Source organism: Streptomyces sp. NPDC096323 (assembly GCF_040302845.1).
Taxonomy (GTDB): Bacteria; Actinomycetota; Actinomycetes; order Streptomycetales; family Streptomycetaceae; genus Streptomyces.
Window position 1 is genome coordinate 168,262 of the sequence record NZ_JBEOSI010000003.1, and the last position, 21,127, is coordinate 189,388.

General features: G+C 72.7%; 15 protein-coding genes. 12 read left to right on the forward strand and 3 right to left on the reverse strand.

Going from position 1 to position 21,127, the window contains the following annotated elements:
- Positions 1–2: 2 nt before the first annotated feature.
- From ABTX18_RS08630 to moeZ, 11 genes are all read left to right on the forward strand, one after another.
- Positions 3–1,352 (forward strand): DUF3152 domain-containing protein, encoded by a 1,350-nt coding sequence (locus ABTX18_RS08630; RefSeq protein ID WP_352122016.1) that lies wholly within the window; start codon positions 3–5, stop codon positions 1,350–1,352.
- Between the two features lie 157 nt (positions 1,353–1,509).
- Positions 1,510–1,605, forward strand: coding sequence for an Ms4533A family Cys-rich leader peptide (locus ABTX18_RS08635; RefSeq protein WP_352122017.1), 96 nt, complete (start codon positions 1,510–1,512; stop codon positions 1,603–1,605).
- Between the two features lie 227 nt (positions 1,606–1,832).
- Complete coding sequence (locus tag ABTX18_RS08640; protein ID WP_352122018.1) at positions 1,833–3,560, forward strand: ABC transporter substrate-binding protein; 1,728 nt, start codon at positions 1,833–1,835, stop codon at positions 3,558–3,560.
- 2 nt (positions 3,561–3,562) lie between these two features.
- Positions 3,563–4,546 (forward strand): ABC transporter permease, encoded by a 984-nt coding sequence (locus ABTX18_RS08645; RefSeq protein WP_352122019.1) that lies wholly within the window; start codon positions 3,563–3,565, stop codon positions 4,544–4,546.
- Positions 4,543–5,532: an ABC transporter permease gene (locus ABTX18_RS08650; protein ID WP_352122020.1), complete on the forward strand. Its 990-nt coding sequence runs from the start codon at positions 4,543–4,545 to the stop codon at positions 5,530–5,532. The genes ABTX18_RS08645 and ABTX18_RS08650 overlap by 4 nt, the downstream gene beginning before the upstream one ends.
- Entirely contained in the window at positions 5,529–7,139 is a 1,611-nt protein-coding gene (locus ABTX18_RS08655) for a dipeptide ABC transporter ATP-binding protein (RefSeq protein ID WP_352122021.1), read from the forward strand. The genes ABTX18_RS08650 and ABTX18_RS08655 overlap by 4 nt, the downstream gene beginning before the upstream one ends.
- A gap of 190 nt (positions 7,140–7,329) precedes the next feature.
- Positions 7,330–9,141 carry a glycosyltransferase gene (locus tag ABTX18_RS08660; protein ID WP_352122462.1) on the forward strand — a complete coding sequence of 604 codons (1,812 nt, stop codon included), beginning with the start codon at positions 7,330–7,332 and terminating at the stop codon, positions 9,139–9,141.
- 535 nt (positions 9,142–9,676) lie between these two features.
- Complete coding sequence (locus ABTX18_RS08665; protein ID WP_352122463.1) at positions 9,677–10,852, forward strand: hypothetical protein; 1,176 nt, start codon at positions 9,677–9,679, stop codon at positions 10,850–10,852.
- 143 nt (positions 10,853–10,995) lie between these two features.
- Complete coding sequence (locus ABTX18_RS08670; protein ID WP_136329483.1) at positions 10,996–11,961, forward strand: NAD-dependent epimerase/dehydratase family protein; 966 nt, start codon at positions 10,996–10,998, stop codon at positions 11,959–11,961.
- Positions 11,949–12,791 carry a spherulation-specific family 4 protein gene (locus tag ABTX18_RS08675; protein WP_352122022.1) on the forward strand — a complete coding sequence of 281 codons (843 nt, stop codon included), beginning with the start codon at positions 11,949–11,951 and terminating at the stop codon, positions 12,789–12,791. The genes ABTX18_RS08670 and ABTX18_RS08675 overlap by 13 nt, the downstream gene beginning before the upstream one ends.
- Positions 12,792–12,876: 85 nt before the next feature.
- Positions 12,877–14,055, forward strand: coding sequence for an adenylyltransferase/sulfurtransferase MoeZ (gene moeZ, locus ABTX18_RS08680; RefSeq protein ID WP_352122023.1), 1,179 nt, complete (start codon positions 12,877–12,879; stop codon positions 14,053–14,055).
- A 70-nt stretch (positions 14,056–14,125) separates the two neighbouring features.
- On the opposite strand, the gene ABTX18_RS08685 is transcribed toward moeZ, so the two are convergent.
- The 3 genes from ABTX18_RS08685 to ABTX18_RS08695 form a co-directional block, all read right to left on the reverse strand.
- Positions 14,126–15,712, reverse strand: coding sequence for an alpha/beta hydrolase (locus tag ABTX18_RS08685; protein WP_352122024.1), 1,587 nt, complete (start codon positions 15,710–15,712; stop codon positions 14,126–14,128).
- A 69-nt stretch (positions 15,713–15,781) separates the two neighbouring features.
- A complete protein-coding gene (locus ABTX18_RS08690) occupies positions 15,782–17,401 on the reverse strand; it encodes an alpha/beta hydrolase (protein ID WP_352122025.1) in 1,620 nt (539 codons plus the stop codon).
- Positions 17,402–17,469: 68 nt separating this feature from the next.
- Positions 17,470–20,199, reverse strand: coding sequence for a lysylphosphatidylglycerol synthase domain-containing protein (locus ABTX18_RS08695; RefSeq protein WP_352122026.1), 2,730 nt, complete (start codon positions 20,197–20,199; stop codon positions 17,470–17,472).
- 221 nt (positions 20,200–20,420) lie between these two features.
- Between ABTX18_RS08695 and ABTX18_RS08700 the strand changes: the two genes are divergently transcribed.
- Complete coding sequence (locus ABTX18_RS08700; RefSeq protein WP_352122027.1) at positions 20,421–20,822, forward strand: MGMT family protein; 402 nt, start codon at positions 20,421–20,423, stop codon at positions 20,820–20,822.
- The last annotated feature ends 305 nt before the right edge of the window (positions 20,823–21,127 follow it).

Sequence of the window (21,127 nt, forward strand, 5' to 3'; positions counted from 1 at the left end):
GCGTGGGACGACACAGCCGAAAGGGCCCTGCGCCCAGGGCGCCCGAGAGCGGGCCCTCCGAGGCGAACGCGGAAGCGGGGCGCGAGGGCGCCCGGCCCGCAACCGGCAGCGGCCGGCGCAGACGGCCGGGCGACGCGGCTCCGGGCACGGACGGGCACACCCCGTTCCAGGGCACGCCCCAGGTGCGCGGCGGCCACCCCGAACAGCGCGAACCCGGCGGCGGCTGGGGAACCGGGCCCCGCGGACGGCTGCAGAGTCCGCAGGGAACGCAGAACCCGCAGGGGCAGCGGAGTACGCAGGAACCGCCGAACCCCCAGGGCCGGCGGAGTCCGCAGGCACCGCGCAACGCGCAGGCGACCGCCGCCAGGCCGCTGATACCGGGCCCGCGGCGCGAGTTCGTGGCGGCCTTCGACAGCCCGCCCGCTCCGGCTCCTTCCGGGCCGGCCGATCCGTATCGCTCCGTCACCGAGTGGGACGAGGGCCCGCCGGACGCGAAGGACCCCGCGGCGGCTCCTTCCGACGAAGCCGCCGACGCGGCCAAGGGCGGCAAGGGCCGCACCTTCACCGGCATCGCCGCGGCCGCGGTGACCACCGTGCTCGCGGTGATCGTGGCCGGCCAGGTCGCCCATGACAGCGGCAGCGGGTCCAGTGCCGCGCAGCCCGCGGGCGTCGACCGGAACGGTGGGAGCGACGCCTCCCGCTCCGACGTCCGCACGTCGCCCGCCCCCGAGGCCGCGGCCGTCAAGTCCCTTTCGTACGAGCAGCGAATGGCCAAGGGCTATCCGCTCGCGCCGAAACTCACCGCGTCGGGGAAATTCGAGACGGTCGCCGGGACGGCGAAGGCTCCGGGCAAGGGGCACAAGTACCGCTACCGGATCGATGTCGAGCACGGGCTCGGGCTCGACTCGGCACTCTTCGCCCGGGCGGTCCAGGAAACCCTGAATGATGAACGGAGTTGGGCCCACGACGGCGATATGACCTTCGAACGGATTTCCACCGGGAAGCCCGATTTCGTGGTCACGCTGGCCAGTCCGGGAACCACGGGCGAGTGGTGCAAGAAGTCGGGGCTGGACACGCTGGAGGACAACGTCTCCTGCGACTCCGCCGCCACCGAGCGCGTGATGATCAATGCCTACCGCTGGGCCCAGGGCTCGTCCACCTTCGGGCCGGACAAGCTCTTCGCCTATCGGCAGATGCTCATCAACCACGAGGTCGGCCACCGGCTGGGTCACAACCATGTGAGCTGCGGCACGAAGGGCGCCCTCGCCCCGGTGATGCAGCAGCAGACCAAGTCGCTCGACATCGACGGCATCAAGTGCCGCCCCAACCCGTGGGTGTATCCCAAGGGTTGAGCCCGAAGCGGGACTGCCGGGCGGACGTCTTGGCAGTCCCGGCGGCCGAACCGGGGCTGGTCCGCAGGACACCCGCCTTCCGCAGGCTGTCCGCATGGTGAGACGACCGTCTCATGTCGCGTTGACATCGGGCGGGCCGTGATCGATATTTCTCGGCATGTCACGCAGCCCTCTCACCACCGATCGCGCAGCCATCGAGCTGGCGCTCATCGGCGTGACCGGGCACTGCGTCGCCGACGTCGACTGTTGCTGACGCCCGCCCGCGTGCGCGTCGGCTTTCCGTTCGAGCCCTGAGGGGCCGGACCGCCTCCTTCCGACTGCCGCGCCCGGGCGTACTCCGTCCGCAGGCGCGGCAGTTCCCGTGTTCCGGTCACCTTCACCTGTCCTGACCGGTCGTACGCACATGTCTCTCGTCGCCGCCTGCGCGGAATCACTTGCTGTTTCCCTCATTCAGGCAGTTCTCCGAGAGGTCATCTTCCGATGCGTCATCCCTCCGTCATATCGCGCCGCGTAGCAGCGGCCGCCGCAGTGCTCGCCGTGGCCGCAGGAGCCGCGGCCTGCGGGCCCGAGGGCAGCAGCAAGGGCGGCGACGGCGCCTCCGGCGCGGCGGGCGCCCCCAAGAAGGGCGGCACGCTCACCGTCCTCAACAGCCGCCCGCAGGAGGACTTCGACCCCGCGCGGCTCTACACCTCCGGCGGCGGCAACGTCCCCTCCCTCGTCTTCCGTACGCTCACGACGCGCAACCGGGAGGACGGCGCGGCGGGTGCGAAGGTCGTCCCCGACCTGGCGACCGACCTGGGCACGCCCAGCAAGAACGCCACCGTCTGGACGTACACCCTCAAGGACGGCCTCAAGTTCGAGGACGGCACCGCGATCACGAGCGCCGACATCAAGTACGGCATCGAGCGCTCCTTCGCCGCCGAACTCTCCGGCGGCGCCCCCTACCTGCGCGACTGGCTGATCGGCGGGGCCGCGTACCAGGGCCCGTACAAGGACGAGAAGGGCCTCGACTCGATCGAGACGCCCGACGCGAAGACCATCGTCTTCCACCTCAACAAGCCCGAGGGCGAGTTCCCCTACCTGGCCACCCAGACGCAGACCACGCCGGTGCCGAAGGCCAAGGACACCGGCACCAAGTACGAGGAGCACCCGCTCTCCTCGGGTCCGTACAAGGTCGTCAGGAACGAGGGCGACGGCGAGCGGCTGGTCCTGGAGCGCAACCCGCACTGGTCGGCGGCCACCGACGAGGAGCGCAAGGCCTACCCCGACCGGATCGACGTCCGCTCCGGCCTCGACTCCGCCGTCATCAACCAGCGGCTGTCCGCCTCCCAGGGTGCCGACGCCGCGGCCGTCACCACCGACACCAACCTCGGCCCGGCCGAACTCGCCAAGGTCAGCGGCGACAAGAAGCTCGCCGCCCGCGTCGGCACCGGCCACTTCGGCTACACGAACTACATCGCCTTCAACCCGAAGGTGAAGCCGTTCGACAACCCGAAGGTGCGCGAGGCCATCTCGTACGCCGTCGACCGCACCTCCGTGATCAACGCCGCCGGCGGTTCCTCGCTCGCCGAGGCCGCCACCACCTTCCTGCCGAACCAGTCCTCCTTCGGCTACACGCCGTACGACGCCTTCCCGGCCGGCAAGAACGGCAACGCGGCCAAGGCCAAGGAGCTGCTCAAGGAGGCCGGTTACGCGAACGGGCTCACGGTCACCCTCACGCACAACAACGACAAGAACTTCGAGACCAGCCCGGAGATCGCCACCGCGCTCCAGGAGGCGCTGAAGAAGGCCGGCATCACCGTCAAGCTCCAGGGACTGGAGGACAACGCCTACTCGGACACCGTCCACAACCTGAAGAGCGAGCCCGGCTTCTTCCTCACCGGCTGGGGCGCCGACTGGCCCTCCGGCGGTCCGTTCTTCGCGCCGATCTTCGACGGACGCCAGATCGTCAAGGGCGGGTACAACTTCAACACCGCCCAGCTGAACGACCCCGCGGTCAACAAGGAGATCGACGAGATCAACAAGCTGACCGACCTGAGCGCCGCCGCCGAGCGCTGGGGCGCGCTCGACAAGAAGGTCGGTGAGCAGGCGCTGACCGTGCCGCTGTTCCACCCGGTCTACAAGCGCCTGTACGGCGAGTCCGTCAAGAACACCGTGATCAGCGACTGGACCGGCGTGCTCGACATCTCGCAGGCCGCGGTCAAGTAACCATGGCCGAAGCACTGCTGGTCAAGGAGGCGGGGGCCGTCCGGGCCCCCGCCCCCGGGGCCCATCCGTTCTGGCGGCGGCTGCGCGGCCGCCGCGCCGCCCTCGTGGCGGGCGCCGTCGTCGCCCTGCTGGTCCTCCTCGCGCTCGCCGCGCCCCTGCTCACGGGCATCGAGGGCCAGGACCCCACCACGTACCACCCCGGTCTCGTCGACTCCGCCACCGGCGGGGTCCCGCTCGGCTCCTTCGGCGGCATCAGCGCCGAACACTGGCTCGGCGTCGAACCGCTCACCGGACGCGACCTGTTCGCCCGCGTCGCCTACGGCGCCAGGGTCTCGCTCGGCGTGGCCCTCGGCGCCACCCTGCTCCAAGTGGCCATCGGGGTCCTCGTCGGCCTCTCCGCCGGTCTCGGTAACCGCTTCGTCGACCAGGCGCTCAGCCGGGTCACCGATGTCGTGGTCGCCCTGCCCGTCATGGTGATCGCCCTCGGCGCGCTCGCCGTCGTCCCGGCCGGCTTCCCCCGCCCGGTGCTGATCGCCGTGATCGTCGGACTCGTCGGCTGGTCCGGCATCTCGAAGATCGTGCGCGCCCAGACCCTCTCCCTGAAGTCGCGCGACCACGTCGCGGCCGCCCGGCTGAGCGGCTGGGGATCCTGGCAGATCGCCCGTCGCGAGATGTTGCCCTCGCTTGCCGCACCCGTCATCACCTACGCCGTCCTGCTCTTCCCCGGCAACATCGTCGTCGAGGCGGCGCTGTCCTTCCTCGGCGTCGGCATCAAGCCGCCCACCCCCTCCTGGGGACAGATGCTCAGCGACGCCGACACCTGGTACCAGGCCGCGCCCACCTACCTGCTGATCCCGGCGGTGCTGCTCTTCGTCACCGTGCTGGCGCTCACCGTCCTCGGCGAGGGCGTGCGCACCGCGCTCGACCCGCGCGCCGCCTCGCGGCTGCGGATCGGCACCGGGCGCAAGAAGGAGGCCGGAGCATGAGCCTGTTCCTGCTGCGCCGCCTCGGCGGGGCGCTCCTCGTCCTCCTCGCCCTCAGCGTCGTCGTCTACGCCGCCTTCTACGTCGCCCCGGGCGACGTCGCCCAGATCGCGTGCGGCCCGCGCTGCTCGCCCGCGCAGGTCGCCCAGGTCAGCGACCAACTGCACCTCGGCGACCCGGTGTACGTGCAGTACGGGCACTTCCTCCAGGCGCTGGTCACCGGCCGCGACTACTCCACCGGAACGGGTGTGACGCACTGCCAGGCCCCGTGCCTGGGCCTCTCGTACCAGAGTGGCCAGCAGGTCACCCAGCTGATCCTCACCAAGCTGCCCGCCACCGCCTCGCTCGCCGCCGGCGCGTTCGTGCTGTGGATGCTGCTCGGCGTCGGCACCGGACTGCTCTCCGTGTGGCGGCGCGGCCGCGCCACCGAGCGCATCCTCACCGGCATCACTCTCGCCGGCATGGCCACGCCCGTTTTCGTGATCGGCCTGCTGCTGATCATCATCTGCGTCACGGCGCTCCAGATCCTGCCGTTCCCCGACTACGTCCCGTTCACCGAGAACCCCGAGCAGTGGGCCTGGAACCTGCTGCTGCCCTGGATCTCGCTCGCCCTCGTCTCCGCCGCCCCGTACGCCCGGATGACCCGGGCCTCGATGCTGGAGACACTGGCCGAGGATCATGTCCGCACCTTCAGGGCGTACGGAGTGAGTGAGCGCGTGATCGTCGGGCGGCACGCGCTGCGGGGCGCCCTCGCCCCGGTCATCGCGCTCGGCGCACTCGACATCGGGTCCATGTTCGGCGGCGCCGTGCTCACCGAATCGCTCTTCGGGATCCCCGGCGTCGGCCGCGAACTCGTCGAGGCAGTCAAGCAGGTGGACCTTCCGGTCGTCGTCGGCCTGGTGCTCGTGACCGGGTTCTTCGTCGTCCTCGCCAATGCCGTCGCGGACATCCTTCAGGCGATGGCCGACCGACGGGTGGTGCTGTCATGAGTCTCGTCGAGGTTACCGATCTCTCGATCTCGTTCGGCGACGTGCACGCGGTGCGCGGGCTGTCGTTCTCGCTGGAGGCGGGCGGCGCGCTCGGCGTCGTCGGCGAGTCAGGCTCCGGCAAGAGCGCGTCGGCGTACGCCCTGCTCGGCCTGCACCGGGGGACCGGTGCGAAGGTCGGCGGCTCGGTCCGGGTCGCGGGCGTGGACGTCCAGGCCGCCGGTGACGCCGAACTGCGAGGGCTGCGCGGGGCGAAGGCCGCCATGGTCTTCCAGGACCCACTCTCCTCGCTCGACCCCTACTACGCGGTCGGCGACCAGATCGCCCAGGTGTACCGCGTCCACCACCGGGTCTCCCGCCGGGCGGCGCGGGCCCGGGCCGTGGAGGTGCTGGACCGGGTCGGGATTCCGGACGCGGTACGCCGCTCCCGGTCCCGGCCGCACGAGTTCTCCGGCGGGATGCGCCAGCGGGCGCTGATCGCGATGGCGCTGGCCTGTGAGCCGCAACTGCTGATCGCCGACGAGCCGACGACCGCGCTCGACGTCACCGTCCAGGCCCAGATCCTCGATCTCCTGCACGATCTGCGCCGCGAGACGGGCATGGGACTGCTCCTGGTCACCCATGACGTGGGCGTCGCGGCCGAGTCGGTGGACGAGGTGCTCGTCATGCGCGCGGGCCTCGCCGTGGAACGTGGACCGGTGGCCGAGGTGCTCGGCGCGCCCCGCGAGCCGTACACGAAGGCACTGCTGGCGGCGGTCCCGCGGATCGCAGCGTCGGCGGCGGTGCCGCGGGTCGCGCCCCAGGTGGACCCGCCGGCGCCCGAGCGGGGCGCAGCGGAGGGTGAGGTGCTGATCGAGGCCGAGGACGTGCGGCAGGTCTTCGGCCGGGGCGGATCCGCCCGAGCCGCGGTCGACGGCGTCTCCCTCACGGTGCGCCGCGGCGAGACGCTCGGTGTCGTCGGCGAGAGCGGCAGCGGCAAGACCACCCTCGGACGGATGCTCGTCGGCCTGCTGGAGCCCACGTCCGGCCGGATCCACCGGTCGGCCCGGGTGCAGATGGTCTTCCAGGACCCCGTTTCCTCGCTCAACCCGCGCCGCTCCGTCGGCGAGTCCGTCGCCGACCCGCTGCGGGCGCGCGGGGAGCGCGACGAGGGTGTGATCAGGGCGCGCGTACGGGATCTGCTGGAGCGCGTCGGGCTCGACCCCGAGCAGTACGACCGCTATCCGCACGAGTTCAGCGGGGGCCAGCGCCAGCGCGTCGGCATCGCACGGGCGCTGGCCGCCGAACCCGAACTCATCGTCTGCGACGAGGCCGTCTCTGCCCTCGACGTGACGACCCAGGCCCAGGTGACCGCCCTGCTGGCGGAGCTGCAGCGGGAACTGGGACTCGCCCTGGTCTTCATCGCCCATGACCTCGCCGTCGTGCGGCAGGTCAGCGACCGGGTCGCCGTCATGCGGCGGGGCCGCATCGTCGAGGAGGGCCCGGTGGAGCAGGTGTACGCCGAACCCCGCGATCCCTACACGAAGCAGCTGCTTGCGGCCGTGCCGGCGCTCGATCCCGCGCTCGCGGCGGTGCGCCGCGCGGCCCGCAAGGAGCTGGCCACAGCCTGACCGTCCGTAACCGAGTGCCTCTATAGCGCGACTGAACGCTACCGGAGCGCGAAAGTTACGGTGGTTCACCCCTTTCGGTGGTGCGACGGACAACCGTCCGTCGCGCCACCGGCGAATCCGCTTACGGTCGTCCCGCTGCGAGTCGCCGATTCAACGGCGGCCGCTCACAAGGGAGATCGGGGGTGTGCTCGTGCGGATCGGACTGCTCACCGACGGTGGTTATCCGTATGCGTCCGGTGAGTCCAGACTCTGGTGCGACCGTCTGGTGCGCGGGCTCGCGCAGCACGAGTTCGATCTCTTCGCGCTCAGCCGCAGCGCCGAGCAGGAGGCCCAGGGCTGGGTCCAGCTCCCGCCCCAGGTCAGCCGGGTGCGGACCGCGCCCCTGTGGACCGCCGACGAGGCAACCCTCGGCCTGCATGCCCCGAGGGGCCTGCTCTCGCGGCTGCTGACCGGCGGGGGCGCGCGGACGTACGGGCGGCGTGAGCGGCGGCGCTTCACCACCCATTTCACGGCGCTCGCGACCTCCGTGTGCGTCGCGGGAGCGGCGCGCGGCGAGCGGGGCGGCGCGGACGAGGAGTTCGCCGGGCCGCACACCGCGGACGGGCGGCTCCTGGACGCACGGTTCACCGAGGGCCTCTACGGCCTCGCCGAACTGGCCTGCGAGCACGGGGGGCTTCCCGCCGCCCTGCGCTCCGAGACGGCGGTGCGGATCCTGGAGGCCGCCTGCCGTGCGCCCGGCACCGGACGCACCGTGCAGACCGCCACCGTCCCCGATCTCCTCGCCTTCGCCGCCGAGCTCGACCGGGTGCTGCGTCCGCTCTCCCTCGACTGGTACGACGAGGAGGGCCTCGGCGCCGTCGACCTCTGCCACGCCGCGTCCGGCGGCGCCGCCGCGCTCCCGGGACTGCTGGCCAAGCGCTTCTTCGGGGTGCCGCTGCTCGTCACCGAGCACGCCGTGCAACTGCGCGCCCACTACCTCGCGGGCGGCGGTACGCCGGTGAGTGCGCCGGTACGCGCGCTGCTCGCGAACTTCCACGGGCGGCTCGCCACCGAGGTGTACCGGCAGGCCGCGCTCATCACCCCCGGCAACACCCACGCCCGCCGCTGGCAGGAGCGCTGCGGCGCCGAACCCGCCAAGGTGCGCACGGTCTACCCCGGCATGGAGTCCGGCCGCTTCACGGCGCTCGGTGAGAGCGAGGACGGCGGCGGCCCGGACACGCTGGTCTGGGTCGGCCGGATCGAGCCCGCCAAGGACCTGATCGCCCTGCTGCACGCCTTCGCCGAAGTGCGCCGGGCCGAGCCGGACGCACGGCTGCGGATCATCGGTGCGGCGGCCCAGGGCCCGGAGGGCGCCGCTTATCTCGCCCACTGCCGGGCGCTCGCCGATCAGCTGTTCCCCGACGAGGCCGTGGACGCCCACGCCGTCGGCGACAGCCCCGTCTCCTTCGAGGACATCGGTGGGGCCGAGGTCCCCGATCTCGCCCAGGCGTACGCGGCGGGCGGGGTCGTGGTGCTCTCCAGCGTGGTCGAGGGCTTCCCGATCAGCCTGGTCGAGGCGATGTTCTGCGGCCGGGCGACGGTGTCCACGGACGTCGGGGCGGTCGTCGAGGTCATCGGCGGCACGGGACTCGTGGTGCCGCCGCGCAACCCACGGGCGCTCGCGGATGCCTGCCTGGCGCTGCTGCGCGACCCGGAGCGCCGTGCGCGCCTGGGAGCCGCGGCGCGCGCCCGCGCACTCGAACTCTTCACCGTCGAACAGAACCTCGCGGCATTTCGCGGCATTTACCTGGAGCTGATCGCGCAGGCGCCGGTGCGCAGGCAGCCGGTGCCGGACGCCGACGAGGGGCCCCGCCCCTTCGCCACTCCGCCGGAGGCCCACGTCCTCGGCCTGTGGCCGGAGCCGGAGGGCGATCCCCGGCCGGGGCCGGCCGGGCGGCGGACGCCCAGCTGGGCCGTGCACGCCGGCGCGGGAGCGCGGGGCGCGGGGGACGGCGATGTCTGACCGGATGGCGGCCGCGCCGCGCCGTCCCGACCGGCCGGGGCCACCCGGTGCGATCGGCGCCTTCGGCGCATGCGGCGAAGAGCACGGAGGAACGACGATGAGCCCCGAAACCGACGACGCGCCGATCGCGGCCGAGGCCGCGGGGGCCGCCGGCCGCCCGGTGTTGATCACGGCGGACGACGCGGTGCCTCCCGGCGGCCGGACGCTGGTCACGGCGGAGCGCCCGGCGCCTCCTGGCGGCCCGGCGCTGGTGACGGGGCAGGACGCAACGCTTTCCGGCAGCCCCGCGCCGGTCGTGGCCGAGGGCCCCGCGCCGACCGCCGCCGGGGACGACCCCGCGCCGGCCGCCGCCCAGGCCCCGGCGCCTCCCGGCGGCTCGGCGCCGGTCGTGGCCGAGGGCGCGCTTTCCGGCGGCTCGGCGCTGATCACGGCCGACGACGCGGCGCCTACCGGCAGCCTCGCGCCGGTCCTGGCCAAGGGCCCCGCGCTGACCACCACCGAGGCCCCGGCGCTGACCACCACCGAGGCCCCGGCGCTGACCGCCGCCGAGGCCCCGGCGACCCAGCGCGGCCCCGCGCAGGACCCCGCTCCACGGGCCCCCGAGGTCGCCCACACCGCACCGGCGCGCAAGCTCGCCACCGGGCGGCGCGGGCCCGCCGACCCGGTCAAGTCCCTCATGCACCGGCACCGCGAGCTGTGCGAGCGTGCCGTCGACCCCCTGGAGATCGCCGCCGGCCTGGAGGCCCACGGGGTCACCGACCGCACCGCCGCCCGCTACCGGCACCGCGACGTGTTCTCGCTCGCCGAGGAACTGTTCGCACGGGTACCGGGTATCGCGGGGGAGCCCGTGAGGGCGGCGTGCACCCCGGCGCGCGACATCGAGACACGCGCCGCGTGGTCGCTCCGGGCCCTGCTGCCCGGCGCCGCCTGCCTCGCGACCCTCATCGCGCTGCGGCTCACCGAGGGCGTGCTCGACAGCGGGTCGCGGCTCGCCCTAGGCACCGGCGGCGGTCTCCTCGCGCTCATCGGGCTCGCCCTGGCCCTTCGTGCCGGGCCGCTCCGCGCCGACGGGCGGTCGTCGGGCGCCGCCGGCCTGTCCGCCTGCTGGCTGCTCGGCTACGTCCTGTACGGCGACGCCCTGCTCCACCAGGTCCTCAGCGGCGGCCCCGAAGGGCCCTGGGACATCACCCCGGCGCCGCTCCTCGGGCTCGCCGTCGCGGTCGCCCCCGCGGCCTGGTGCGCCCACGTCTTCGCCGTACACGCGCACCGCAAACTCAACGGCAGCCACGCACTGGAGGAGTTCGCCGCTGGCGTGCGCCCCCTGCTGTTCGCCGCCGTCGCCTTCTTCCTCTGCGTCCTCGGAGGGCTGCTGTACCTGGCCCGCCTCGGGATCGGCACGGGCGGCGCCCCCGCCGGGGCGGCGGCGCTCGGCGTGCTCCTCCTGCTGGCCCGGCTCCTCACCGTCCACGGCTTCCCCGAACCGGCCGCCACCGGCCTCGCCGCCGCCTGCGCCGTCGAGGCCATCGCCCCCGCCCTCGTCCTGGCCGGCCGGCTGCCCGGCCTCGACCCCCTCGCCCGGCCCGTCGAGGCGCTCGTGGCCGCGGGCGGCACCGGGGCCGTACCCGCCCTCGCCTGCGGCGCGGCCGCGCTCGGGCTGCTGACCACCGCCACCGTTGCCCTCTCCCGGGCATCCGCCCACACCGCCGCCTGACCGGCGCCCACGCCCCACACCCCCGCGGAGCCGACGCCGCGGGCCCCTTCCCGTACCGAACCCAACCGCCCCAAGGAGACACCGGACATGACCCACCGATCCCCCGCACCGGCAACCCGCCGTCGGCACCGAGGGGGCGCGCGATGAGGGTGCTGCTGCTCGGAGCCAACGGATTCCTCGGCCGGTTCGTGGCCGACCGGCTGCTCGCCGACCCGGCCGTCCACCTCACGGCGCTCGGCCGCGGCGACGACGCCGACGTGCGGTTCGACCTCGCCGGCGGCAGCCCGGGAGCGCTCACCCGCTTCCTGGACGCCGTGCACCCCGGAGTCGTCGTCAACTGCGCCGGCGCCACCCGGGGCGGGGCCCGCGACCTGACCCGTCACAACACCGTCGCCGTCGCCACCGTCTGCGAGGCGATGCGGCGCAGCGGCTGCACCGCCCGGCTGGTCCAGGTCGGCTGCTCCTCGGAGTACGGGCCCTCGCAGCCCGGCTCCTCCACGGCCGAGGACGCCATCCCGCGTCCCGGCGGCCCGTACGGGGTCAGCAAGCTCGCCGCGACCGAACTCGTCCTCGGCTCCGGCCTCGACGCGGTCGTGCTGCGGGTCTTCTCGCCGGTCGGCCCGGGCACCCCGGCGGGCTCACCCCTGGGCCGGCTCGCCGAGGCGATGCGCCGCGCCATGCAGTCCGGTGACGGCGAGCTGAAGCTCAGCGGTCTCGGCGTCCAGCGGGACTTCGTCGATGTGCGCGACGTCGCGCGCGCCGTGCACGCGGCCTCGCTCTCCGCGGCCCAGGGCGTCGTCAACATCGGCACCGGCCGCGCCGTGCGCCTGCGCGACGCCGCGGCCGTCCTCGCCAAGGTCGCCGGCTACGCGGGCGCACTCCACGAGCTGGACACGCCCCCCGCCCGGCTGCCCATCGGCGCTCCGCGCACCTCCGCCGAATCGGTCATGGAACACCTCTCGGTCACCCCGTCGCCCTACCCGGACGGCTGCGGAGCCTGGCAGCAGGCCGACGTCCGCACCGCCAGGGACCGGCTCGGCTGGCGCCCCCGGATCAATCTGGAGGAGTCCCTCGCCGACATCTGGATGGAGGCGGCGTGCCGCATCTGACCAGCACCGGCACGGCCCGCCGGACCAGCGGCGCCGAGCAGCTCGGTTTCGGCGTCCCCGGCTGCGCGCATCCGCTGCTCGCCCCCGTCGAATGGGCCGAACTCACCCGCCCCGGCACCCCGCTGCACTGGGCCGTCCTGGACATCGACAACGGCCCCGGCACCCGTCCCGACCCGCACTGCCTGGAAGCCGCGGGCCGGCTCCGCAACGCCCGCGAACGGGCCGTGCACGGCGAGGAGCCGCTCGACTCCGTGCGGGCCTCGGCCGGACGGCTGCTCGGCCGGCTCGATCTGGCCCACGGGGAGCGGCCCTTCGGCGAGCTGATCGCCGACGCGCGGTCCTACCAGGACTGGTACCGCGTCGACGGCTTCTACCTCGACCGCTGCCCGTCCGGACGCCCCGATCTCCCGGCCGTCCGCCGTCTCACCGGCACCCTGAGCACCCTCCTGGCGGGGAGCGACAGCGAGCAGGACGGCGGCTATCTCGTGCTCGGCCACGACACCCACCCGTATCCCGGCTACGCGGAGGCAGCCGACCAGCTCGTCACCTTCCGCGGGACGTGGGCCGACTACCGCTGGTCGCAGGTGGCGGAGTGGACCGCCGCCTACCCGCCCGGCCGTTTCGCCCACTTCGTCCACGGCGTCCCGCGCACGCACCTGGAGGAGGCGATGCGTATCGCCCGCTGGCAGGGCGCGGGGACGATCTTCTTCACGGACCGCACCGCCGAGGCCGATCACTTCAACGGGCGTGGGCAAAGCGATCCATTTGCGACACTGCCCAGGTACTGGGACGAAATCGTCTCGCGGATCGGACCTGCTATCTCGGAATGAGAGGGGGCGTGGCAGTGTTACGGCAAGAACAACCGTACGTAGCCGAAGTACGTAGAAACCGACCACCTGCATTGTTGAGGTTCCTGTGTCGCTGCCACCCCTGGTCGAGCCAGCTGCTGAGCTCACCGTCGACGAGGTCCGCAGGTACTCCCGCCACCTGATCATCCCGGATGTCGGGATGGACGGGCAGAAGCGGCTGAAGAACGCGAAGGTGCTCTGTGTGGGCGCCGGCGGTCTCGGCTCCCCGGCTCTGATGTACCTGGCCGCCGCCGGTGTCGGAACGCTCGGCATCGTGGAGTTCGACGAGGTCGACGAGTCGAACCTGCAGCGCCAGATCATCCACAGCCAGGCCGACATCGGCCGGTCCAAGGCCCAGTCCGCCAGGGACTCGGTGCTGGGCATCAACCCCCTGGTCAACGTGATCCTTCACGAGGAACGGCTCGAAGCCGAGAACGTGATGGAGATCTTCGCCCAGTACGACCTGATCGTGGACGGCACGGACAACTTCGCCACCCGCTATCTCGTCAACGACGCCGCGGTGCTCCTGAACAAGCCGTACGTCTGGGGTTCGATCTACCGGTTCGACGGCCAGGCGTCCGTCTTCTGGTCCGAGCACGGTCCCTGCTACCGCTGCCTCTACCCGGAGCCGCCGCCCCCCGGCATGGTTCCCTCCTGCGCCGAGGGCGGTGTCCTGGGCGTGCTCTGCGCGTCCATCGGCTCCATCCAGGTCAACGAGGCCATCAAGCTGCTCGCCGGCATCGGCGACCCGCTCGTCGGCCGTCTGATGATCTACGACGCGCTGGAGATGCAGTACCGCCAGGTCAAGGTCCGCAAGGACCCCGACTGCGCGGTCTGCGGCGAGAACCCGACCGTCACCGAGCTCATCGACTACGAGGCCTTCTGCGGCGTCGTGTCCGAGGAGGCCCAGGAGGCGGCGCTCGGCTCCACGATCACTCCCAAGCAGCTCAAGGAGTGGATCGACGCGGACGAGAAGATCGAGATCATCGACGTCCGTGAGCCGAACGAGTACGAGATCGTGTCGATCCCCGGCGCGAAGCTGATCCCGAAGAACGAGTTCCTGATGGGCAACGCCCTCCAGGACCTCCCGCAGGACAAGCGCATCGTGCTGCACTGCAAGACCGGTGTCCGCAGCGCCGAGGTCCTCGCGGTCCTCAAGTCGGCGGGCTTCGCCGACGCGGTGCACGTGGGCGGCGGCGTGATCGGCTGGGTCAACACGATCGAGCCCGAGAAGCCGGTGTACTAGAGCCTGAACGCTTCGAAGGGGCCGGTCCGCATCATGCGGGCCGGCCCCTCGGCGTGTGTGAGGCTGCGCGTTACGAGCAGGTCTTGCCGTCCGCCGGCACCTTCCCGTCCAGGAAGTACGCGTTCACGGTCGACGTCACACAGCCGCTGCCGCCGTAGGCGCCGTGCCCCTCGCCCTTGTTGGTGAGCAGCACGCCGACGCCCTTGCCCAGCTCGTCCGCCATCTTCCGCGCACCCTCGTACGGCGTCGCCGGGTCGCCCGTCGTCCCCACGACCAGGACGGGACCGGCGCCGGGCGCGCTGGCCTCCGGGGTGTCGTGCTCGCCGGCCACCGGCCAGTCGGAGCACCAGCCCGCGGTGTCCCAGGCCAGGAACGGGCCGAAGACCGGGGAGAGCTCGGTGAACTCGGGCAGCAACGCCCGCGCTTGGGCCGCCGTCGGCCTGGCCTTGCTGTCCGCGCAGGAGATCGCCCGCTGCGAGTGGCTCTGGGTGTCGTAATGGCCGTTCTCGTCACGCCCGTTGTACGAGTCGGCGAGCTGCAGCAGCGTGGAGCCGTTGCCGCTCTCCGCCTCGTCCAGGGCCTGCGTGAGCGTCGGCCAGTTGTCCTTGGAGTAGAGCGGCAGCACGATTCCGGTGATCGCCAGCGACTCGTTGAGCTTGCGTCCCGTACCGGTCGGCAGTGGCTCGGCGTCGATCCGCTTCAGCAGGGCGGCGATGCGCCGGGTGCCCTTCTCGGGGTCCTGGCCGCGGTCCTTGAGGTAGTTCTCCAGTGCCCGCTGGAAGCCGGTCGTCTGGTTGCGCGCGTGACCGGTGGAATCCGCGGTCGGGTCGACGACGGCGTCGAAGACGGTGCGGCCGACCTTGGCCGGGAAGAGGTGCGCGTAGGTGCCGCCCAGCTCGGTGCCGTACGACATGCCGAAGTACGTCAGCTTCCGGTCCCCGAGGACCTCGCGGATCAGATCCATGTCCCGGGCGGCGTTCGTCGTGCCGACGTGAGGCAGGACCTTGCCCGAGCGGCGTTCGCAGCCGGCGCCGAAGCCGGCGCCGTCCTTCATGAACGCCGTCTCCTCCGCCGCCGTGTCCGGCGTCATGTCGACGTCCCGGTTGGTGGTGTCCTGCTCCTCGTCCGTGCGGCACCGCACCCCGGCGCTCTGCGCCACCCCGCGCGGATCGAAACCCACCAGGTCGTAGCGGGAGTTGAGCGTCCCGTACGAGGCGGCGGCGCGAGGCAGTATGGAGACGCCCGACCCGCCCGGCCCGCCGAAGTTGAACAGCATCGAGCCGAGCCGCCGGCTCTTGTCGCGGGCCTCCTTGCGGATCAGCGCGATCCCGATCGTGTCGCCTTCCGGCTTCGCGTAGTCCAGCGGCACCTCGACCGTCGCGCACCGCCAGGCCGAACCCGGAGCGGTTTCGCCCTCGGCGGCCTTGCAGCGCCTCCAGTCCAGCCGCTGCGAGGTGAGGGCGGCGGGCAGGGGCTTGGCGCCGGCGTCGGCCGACGGCTCGGCGGACGACGGCGCGGTGGACGAAGCCGGCGTGCCGGCCGGCGACTTGCCCGCCTTCCCCGGCTTGTCGTCCGCGCCGTCCTCGCAGCCCGCGAGCACCCCCGTCAGCAGCAGCGCGGCAGCGGCCAGCGCCCCGGCCCGTACGTATGCGACCACGTGTACGTCCCTCCCCGTCGTACCTGCCGGTCCGGCAGTGCGCCCATGGTAGGCGGGCACCGGTGGCGGCTAACCGCAGACCGTGCCGTCGGCCGGGACCTTGCCGTCCAGCAGGTAGCCGCCCACCGCCTTCTGCACACAGGCGTTGCCGCTGTTGTACGCGCCATGACCCTGGCCCCTGTACGTCATCTCCACGCCGACGCCCTCGCCCAGCTCCCCGGCCATCGCCTTCGCGCCCGCGTACGGAGTCGCCGGGTCGCCCGTGTTGCCGATGACCAGGACGGGGGCCGCGCCCTTCGCGCTGACGTCCGGGGTGTCCCAGGCGCCCGCCACCGGCCAGTCGGTGCACGCCATCAGGCCCCAGCCGAGGTAGTCGCCGAAGACCGGTGAGGCGTCGCGGAAGGCGGGGAGCCTCTCCTTGGTCTCCTCGAGGGTGAACCGCTCCTTGGAGTCGGCGCAGTTGATCGCGGTGTTGGCGGCGGCGGAGTTGTCGTAATGTCCGTCCTCGGAGCGCCCGTTGAGGGAGTCCGCGAGGGCCAGGAGCAGTCCGCCGTTGCCACCGTCCGCCTCGTCCACGCCCTGCTCCAGCAGGGGCCAGGTCTCCTTGGAGTAGAGCGCCGCCGCGATGCCGGTGGTGGCCTGCGTCTGGGTGAGCTTGCGGGAACCGATGCCCGGCACGGGCTTCTTCTCCAGCCGGTCCAGGAGCCCGGACACCCCCTGCTCGACCTCCTCGGCGGTGGAACCGGGCAGCTTGCAGGCGTCGCCCCGCTTCACGCAGTCCTTGGCGAAGTTGTCCAGCGCGAGCTGGAAGCCCTTGGCCTGGCCGAGCGAGGACTGCTCCGCGTCCTCCGTCGGGTCGACCACCGCGTCCAGGACCGCCCTGCCGACGTGCCCGGGGAACAAGTGCGCGTAGACGCCTCCCAGTTCGGTGCCGTACGAGATGCCGAAGTAGTGCAGCTTGTCGTCGCCGAGGACCTGGCGCATGAGGTCCATGTCCCGGGCCGCGTTCGTCGTCCCCACGAAGGGGAGGTCCTTGCCGGAGTTCTTCTCGCAGGCATCCACGTATGTCTGGGAGTCCTCGGTGAACTGCTTCTCCTCCGCCGCGGTGTCGGGCGTGCCGTCCTCCTCGTACCGCGCGTCCAGCTGCTCGTCGTCCTCGCACTCCACGCCGGCGCTGCGGCCGACTCCGCGCGGGTCGAAGCTCACCAGGTCGTAGCGGGTGCGGAGCTTGTCGTAGTCCGTGCCGAACGCGGGCAGGGTGGCGACACCGGAGGCGCCGGGGCCGCCGAAGTTGAAGATGAGCGAACCGATCCGCTTCTTTTGGTCCATGGCCTTCGCGCGGATGAGCGCCAGCTCGATGGTGTCGCCGTCGGGGTCCGCGTAGTCGCGCGGGACATCCATGAACGAGCACTCCCAGACGGCCCCGCCGGGCAACGGGGTCGGCGACGCCCCGCCGCCCTGCGCCTGGGAGGGGGCCGGGCACCGCGACCACTTCAGCCGCTGGGAGGTGAGGCCGGAGGGGGTGGTGGCCGCGGCGGCCTCGGCCGCCCGCCGAGTGCTCTGCGAGCGGCCGGCCGTGTCCGCGTCACCCCCGTCCGAGCAGCCGGCGAGCGGAAACAGCACGGCCGCGGTGGCGGCGAGAGCGGCGGCGCGCAGGGCAGGGGAGGTCGGGGCGGGGGAGGTCCTCATCGCTCCATCGTGCGGGGGCGTGCCGGGGGCTGCACGGGGCGCCGGTCCAAGCGGGTGGACACGACGTTCTACAGCTCGCCCTTGCGCGTCAGATGGTTGAAGCAGAGCCAGCCGGGAAGCACCGGCAGCCACAGCGTCAGCAGCCGGTACAGGAGCACCGCGGGCGCCGCGACCTCCTTGGGCAGGCCGACCGCGATCAGGCCGAGGGTCAGCGCGCCCTCGACGGCGCCCATGCCGCCGGGCGTCGGCGCCGCCGAGCCCAGCGCGTTGCCCGCGAGGAAGACCACCGCGATGCTCGCGTAGCTGAGGTGAGGCGTGTCCGGACCGCTGAACGCCCTGACCGACGCGTCCAGGCACATCACGAACAGGCCGGTCAGCAGCAGCATCCCGCCGATGCCGGTGAGCAGCTTCTGCGGCCGCTGTACGACATCGAGCATGCGGGGTACGACCCCGGCGAACAGCGATCGGACCCGGGTCACGACGAACTTGCGCAGGAACGGGATGGCCGTCACCACCAGCACCAGCACGGCGACCGTCAGCAGCCCGGCGATCACGGTCCTGGACGGGGTGAGCGAGGACGGCGTCTTCTCCGTACCGGTCAGATAACCGAACGCCGCCAGCAGCAGGATGTGGCAGCCGAGCCCGAACAGCTGCGAGGCGCCGACACTCGCGACCGCGAGCCCTGGACGCACGCCGGCCCGCTGGAGGAACCGGGTGTTCAGCGCCACCCCGCCCACCGCGGCCGGGGCCACGATCTTCACGAACGAGCCGGCGACCTGGGCCAGCACCGTCCGGCCGAACGGCACCCGTTCGGGCACGAAGCCCAGCAGGCTCATGGCCGCGGCGATGTAGCTGAGCGCCGAGAAGCCGAGCGCGGCGGCGACCCAGCCCCACTCCGCCTCCTCGACGACGGCACCGAAGTCGGCCTCGGTGACCTGCGAGATCAGGAAGTAGGCGGCGATGGCGCCGGCGATGAAGCTGAACAGGGTGCGCGGCTTGATGCGCTCCAGACGGACCGGCTCGACCGGGGCCTGCGGCCGGATGAGCAGCACCTCCTGGCGGATCCGGGAGAGCAGGTCCTCCTCGCGGGCCCCGTCCAGGGCATCGTCGATGGCGCGCTTCTCGGCCTGCTTCTCGGTGCGCTGCGACTTGCGGGCGGTCTTGCGCCCGGCGTCGTCGGGGTGCTCCGCCTCCTGGGTCCGGGCGCGCTTCGCCGCGTCGGAGGCGTCCAGCACGGCCTCGCGTTCGCGCTGCGACCGTTCCCGGGCGAGCCTGCGCAGCTGGGCCCGGGTGGAGCGGCTGAGTGCGATCGGCTGGAGCAGTGGCAGGCAGTCCGCGACGGCGTCCGGCCCCAGCACCGCCAGCGCGGCTGCGACGGCCCGCTCGGGGCCCACCCGCAGACCCGTGGTGGTGAGCAGCTGGGCGATGTCCATGCGCAGGACCAGGTCCCCGGCCGCGATCTCGCCGCCTCGGAGATCCGTGACGAACACCTTGCCGGAACGATCCACCAGGATGGCGTCACCGGTGAGCCTGCGGTGCGCGATCCGCCGCGACTGGAGGGCCCGCACCTGACGCCAGGCGCCGCGCACCAGGTCGTCGGTGATCTCGGAGTCCTCCAGCGCGTCCAGGGAGCGCCCGCCGATGTGCTCGTACACCAGCATCACGGCGTCCGGGCCGAGCTCGGACGTGGCGATCAGCTTGGGGGCGTTGGCGCCCGCGGCGATGGCCGCGTACGCGAGCAGCGCCTCCTGCTCCAGTGCCTGGCGCAGCGACTGGATGGAACGCCGCTGGGTGATGCCGCGCAGGGTGAGCCTGCGCCACACGCGGTAGAAGAAGCCCTGGGCCTGCTGCTCGCGGTCCACGACCGTCACGTCGAGCGGTGGCCCGTCCTCCAGCGAGACCATGTAGCGGCGCCCGCGGTCGTTCTGGTCGCCCGAGTCGGGCGCGTCCTCGGCCCGCATCGCGGTGACCGGCCGGAAGCCGACGTGACGCAGACCGGCCATCAGGTGCTGGCCGGTCGGCCGGACGTTCGGCGAACCGACCGCGTACAGCGTGCCGTACGCGACCGTCCAGCCGATGAGCACCGTGAGGACGATCGAGAACGGGGTCGTGTAGCCGCCCACGAGCATGGCGAAGGCGTCGAGCAGCAGCACTACCCACAGCACGACCCGCCACCGCGGCCGTCTCGCCATGCCGACCGCCGTCATATAGGCGATCACGGGGGCGAGATAACCGTGTACGGGGTCGGTGAGGGCGTCACCGGGCTGCGGCTGGGTCAGGGCGTCCTGAATGGTGCCGGGCGCGGAATGGGCGACCCACAGATCCGTGGCGAGCGTCACCCCGTGCGCGAGCACGGCGGCCAGTACACCGTCCGCGATCCGCAGTCCGTCGCGTTTGATCAGCCGCTCGATGGCGAAGGCCACCGGGACGAGCAGCACGGCGATGCTGGAGACCAGTCCGGCGATCTTGATGAGTAGATCGGGCGCCTGTCCGGTGCCCTTGTTGATGTCCTGTTCGAGGCCGGCCGTCGTGCCGTGGGCGAAGGCGGCGACGGCGAACAGCACGACGACGGCCAGGACGCCGATGAGGAGCCGCATCAGATCGGAGGGGCGGTGCACCCGGGCGGGGAGCAGGGGCTCGTCGCCCGAGACGCGGTCCGACAGCGCCGCCTCGGAGGTCGAGAGGGTCGATCCGGCCAGGTGGTCCGGGGGCGTGTGCGGGCCGGCGCCGGGCTCCTGTGCGCCCCCCTCGGGGCGCGGCTCGTCATCAGAGGCGTCGGCCGCCTTCCGTGGCTGCACGCCCTGCTCCTTCGTCGCCTCTGATTGGTCTTCGTGTTCTCGTATCACCGGTCACCGCCCGGATGATGGTGGCACGGCCGGCGCGCGGAGGGGGGCATCAGGGTGCGATGCGGGGGCGCGCGATGGGCAAGATACGCCCCATTCCCCTCATGCACACAGTCCGTGTGCGGCCGGACACACAAGGGGCCTGACTGTCGGTGGCGTACGGCAGGATGGGCCGGATGAGCGAACACCCGACGAGCGACGCGTTGCCGGAGTACGCGGAGCGCGTGCTCGACGTCGCCGAACTGATCCCGCCCGGCCGCGTCATGACCTACGGCGACATCGCGGAGTGGCTGGGGGAGGGCGGCCCGCGCCAGGTCGGCCGGGTCATGGCGTTGTACGGGGGAGCGGTGCCGTGGTGGCGCGTGGTGCGGGCCGACGGCGCGCTGCTGCCCGGCCACGAACTGCGTGCGCTGGATCACTACCGGGCGGAGAGCACGCCGCTGCGCGAGGCCTCGCGGTCCGCGGAGGGCCATGTGCCGCGTCTGGACATGCGGCGGGCGCGGTGGGACGGCCGGGCCGTCGGGCCGACGGGCGGGCCGGGCCCGGAGGGCGACGACGGCGGGGGAGCTCACAACTGACAGCTTCGGCCATCCGGCAGCACAACGGGCGGAGCCGGGCCCGTACGACGTACGGGCAGCGCGGAGGAGTGGGGGCCGTGCCCGGCCGTATCCGCCGCGTGGAACGGCCGGACGTGACGATCGACGCAGCCGTCCTGCTCCGGTCGGCGGCCTCACCGGAGTACCGTCATCGGTTCGCGGTACGCTCCCGCACCCGCGGCGCACCGGAGTACCGTCATCGGTTCGCGGTACGCTCCCGCACCCGCGGCGCACCGGAGTACCGTCGTCGGTTCGCAGTACACCCCCGCGCACCCGGCGCACCGGAG

Bases quoted from the DNA above. Each gene is read 5' to 3' on its own strand.
- ABTX18_RS08635 (WP_352122017.1), top strand. From the start codon at position 1,510: ATGTCACGCAGCCCTCTCACCACCGATCGCGCAGCCATCGAGCTGGCG.
- ABTX18_RS08640 (WP_352122018.1), top strand. From the start codon at position 1,833: ATGCGTCATCCCTCCGTCATATCGCGCCGCGTAGCAGCGGCCGCCGCA.
- ABTX18_RS08645 (WP_352122019.1), top strand. From the start codon at position 3,563: ATGGCCGAAGCACTGCTGGTCAAGGAGGCGGGGGCCGTCCGGGCCCCC.
- ABTX18_RS08650 (WP_352122020.1), top strand. From the start codon at position 4,543: ATGAGCCTGTTCCTGCTGCGCCGCCTCGGCGGGGCGCTCCTCGTCCTC.
- ABTX18_RS08655 (WP_352122021.1), top strand. From the start codon at position 5,529: ATGAGTCTCGTCGAGGTTACCGATCTCTCGATCTCGTTCGGCGACGTG.
- ABTX18_RS08670 (WP_136329483.1), top strand. From the start codon at position 10,996: ATGAGGGTGCTGCTGCTCGGAGCCAACGGATTCCTCGGCCGGTTCGTG.
- ABTX18_RS08690 (WP_352122025.1), bottom strand. From the start codon at position 17,401: ATGAGGACCTCCCCCGCCCCGACCTCCCCTGCCCTGCGCGCCGCCGCT.
- ABTX18_RS08700 (WP_352122027.1), top strand. From the start codon at position 20,421: ATGAGCGAACACCCGACGAGCGACGCGTTGCCGGAGTACGCGGAGCGC.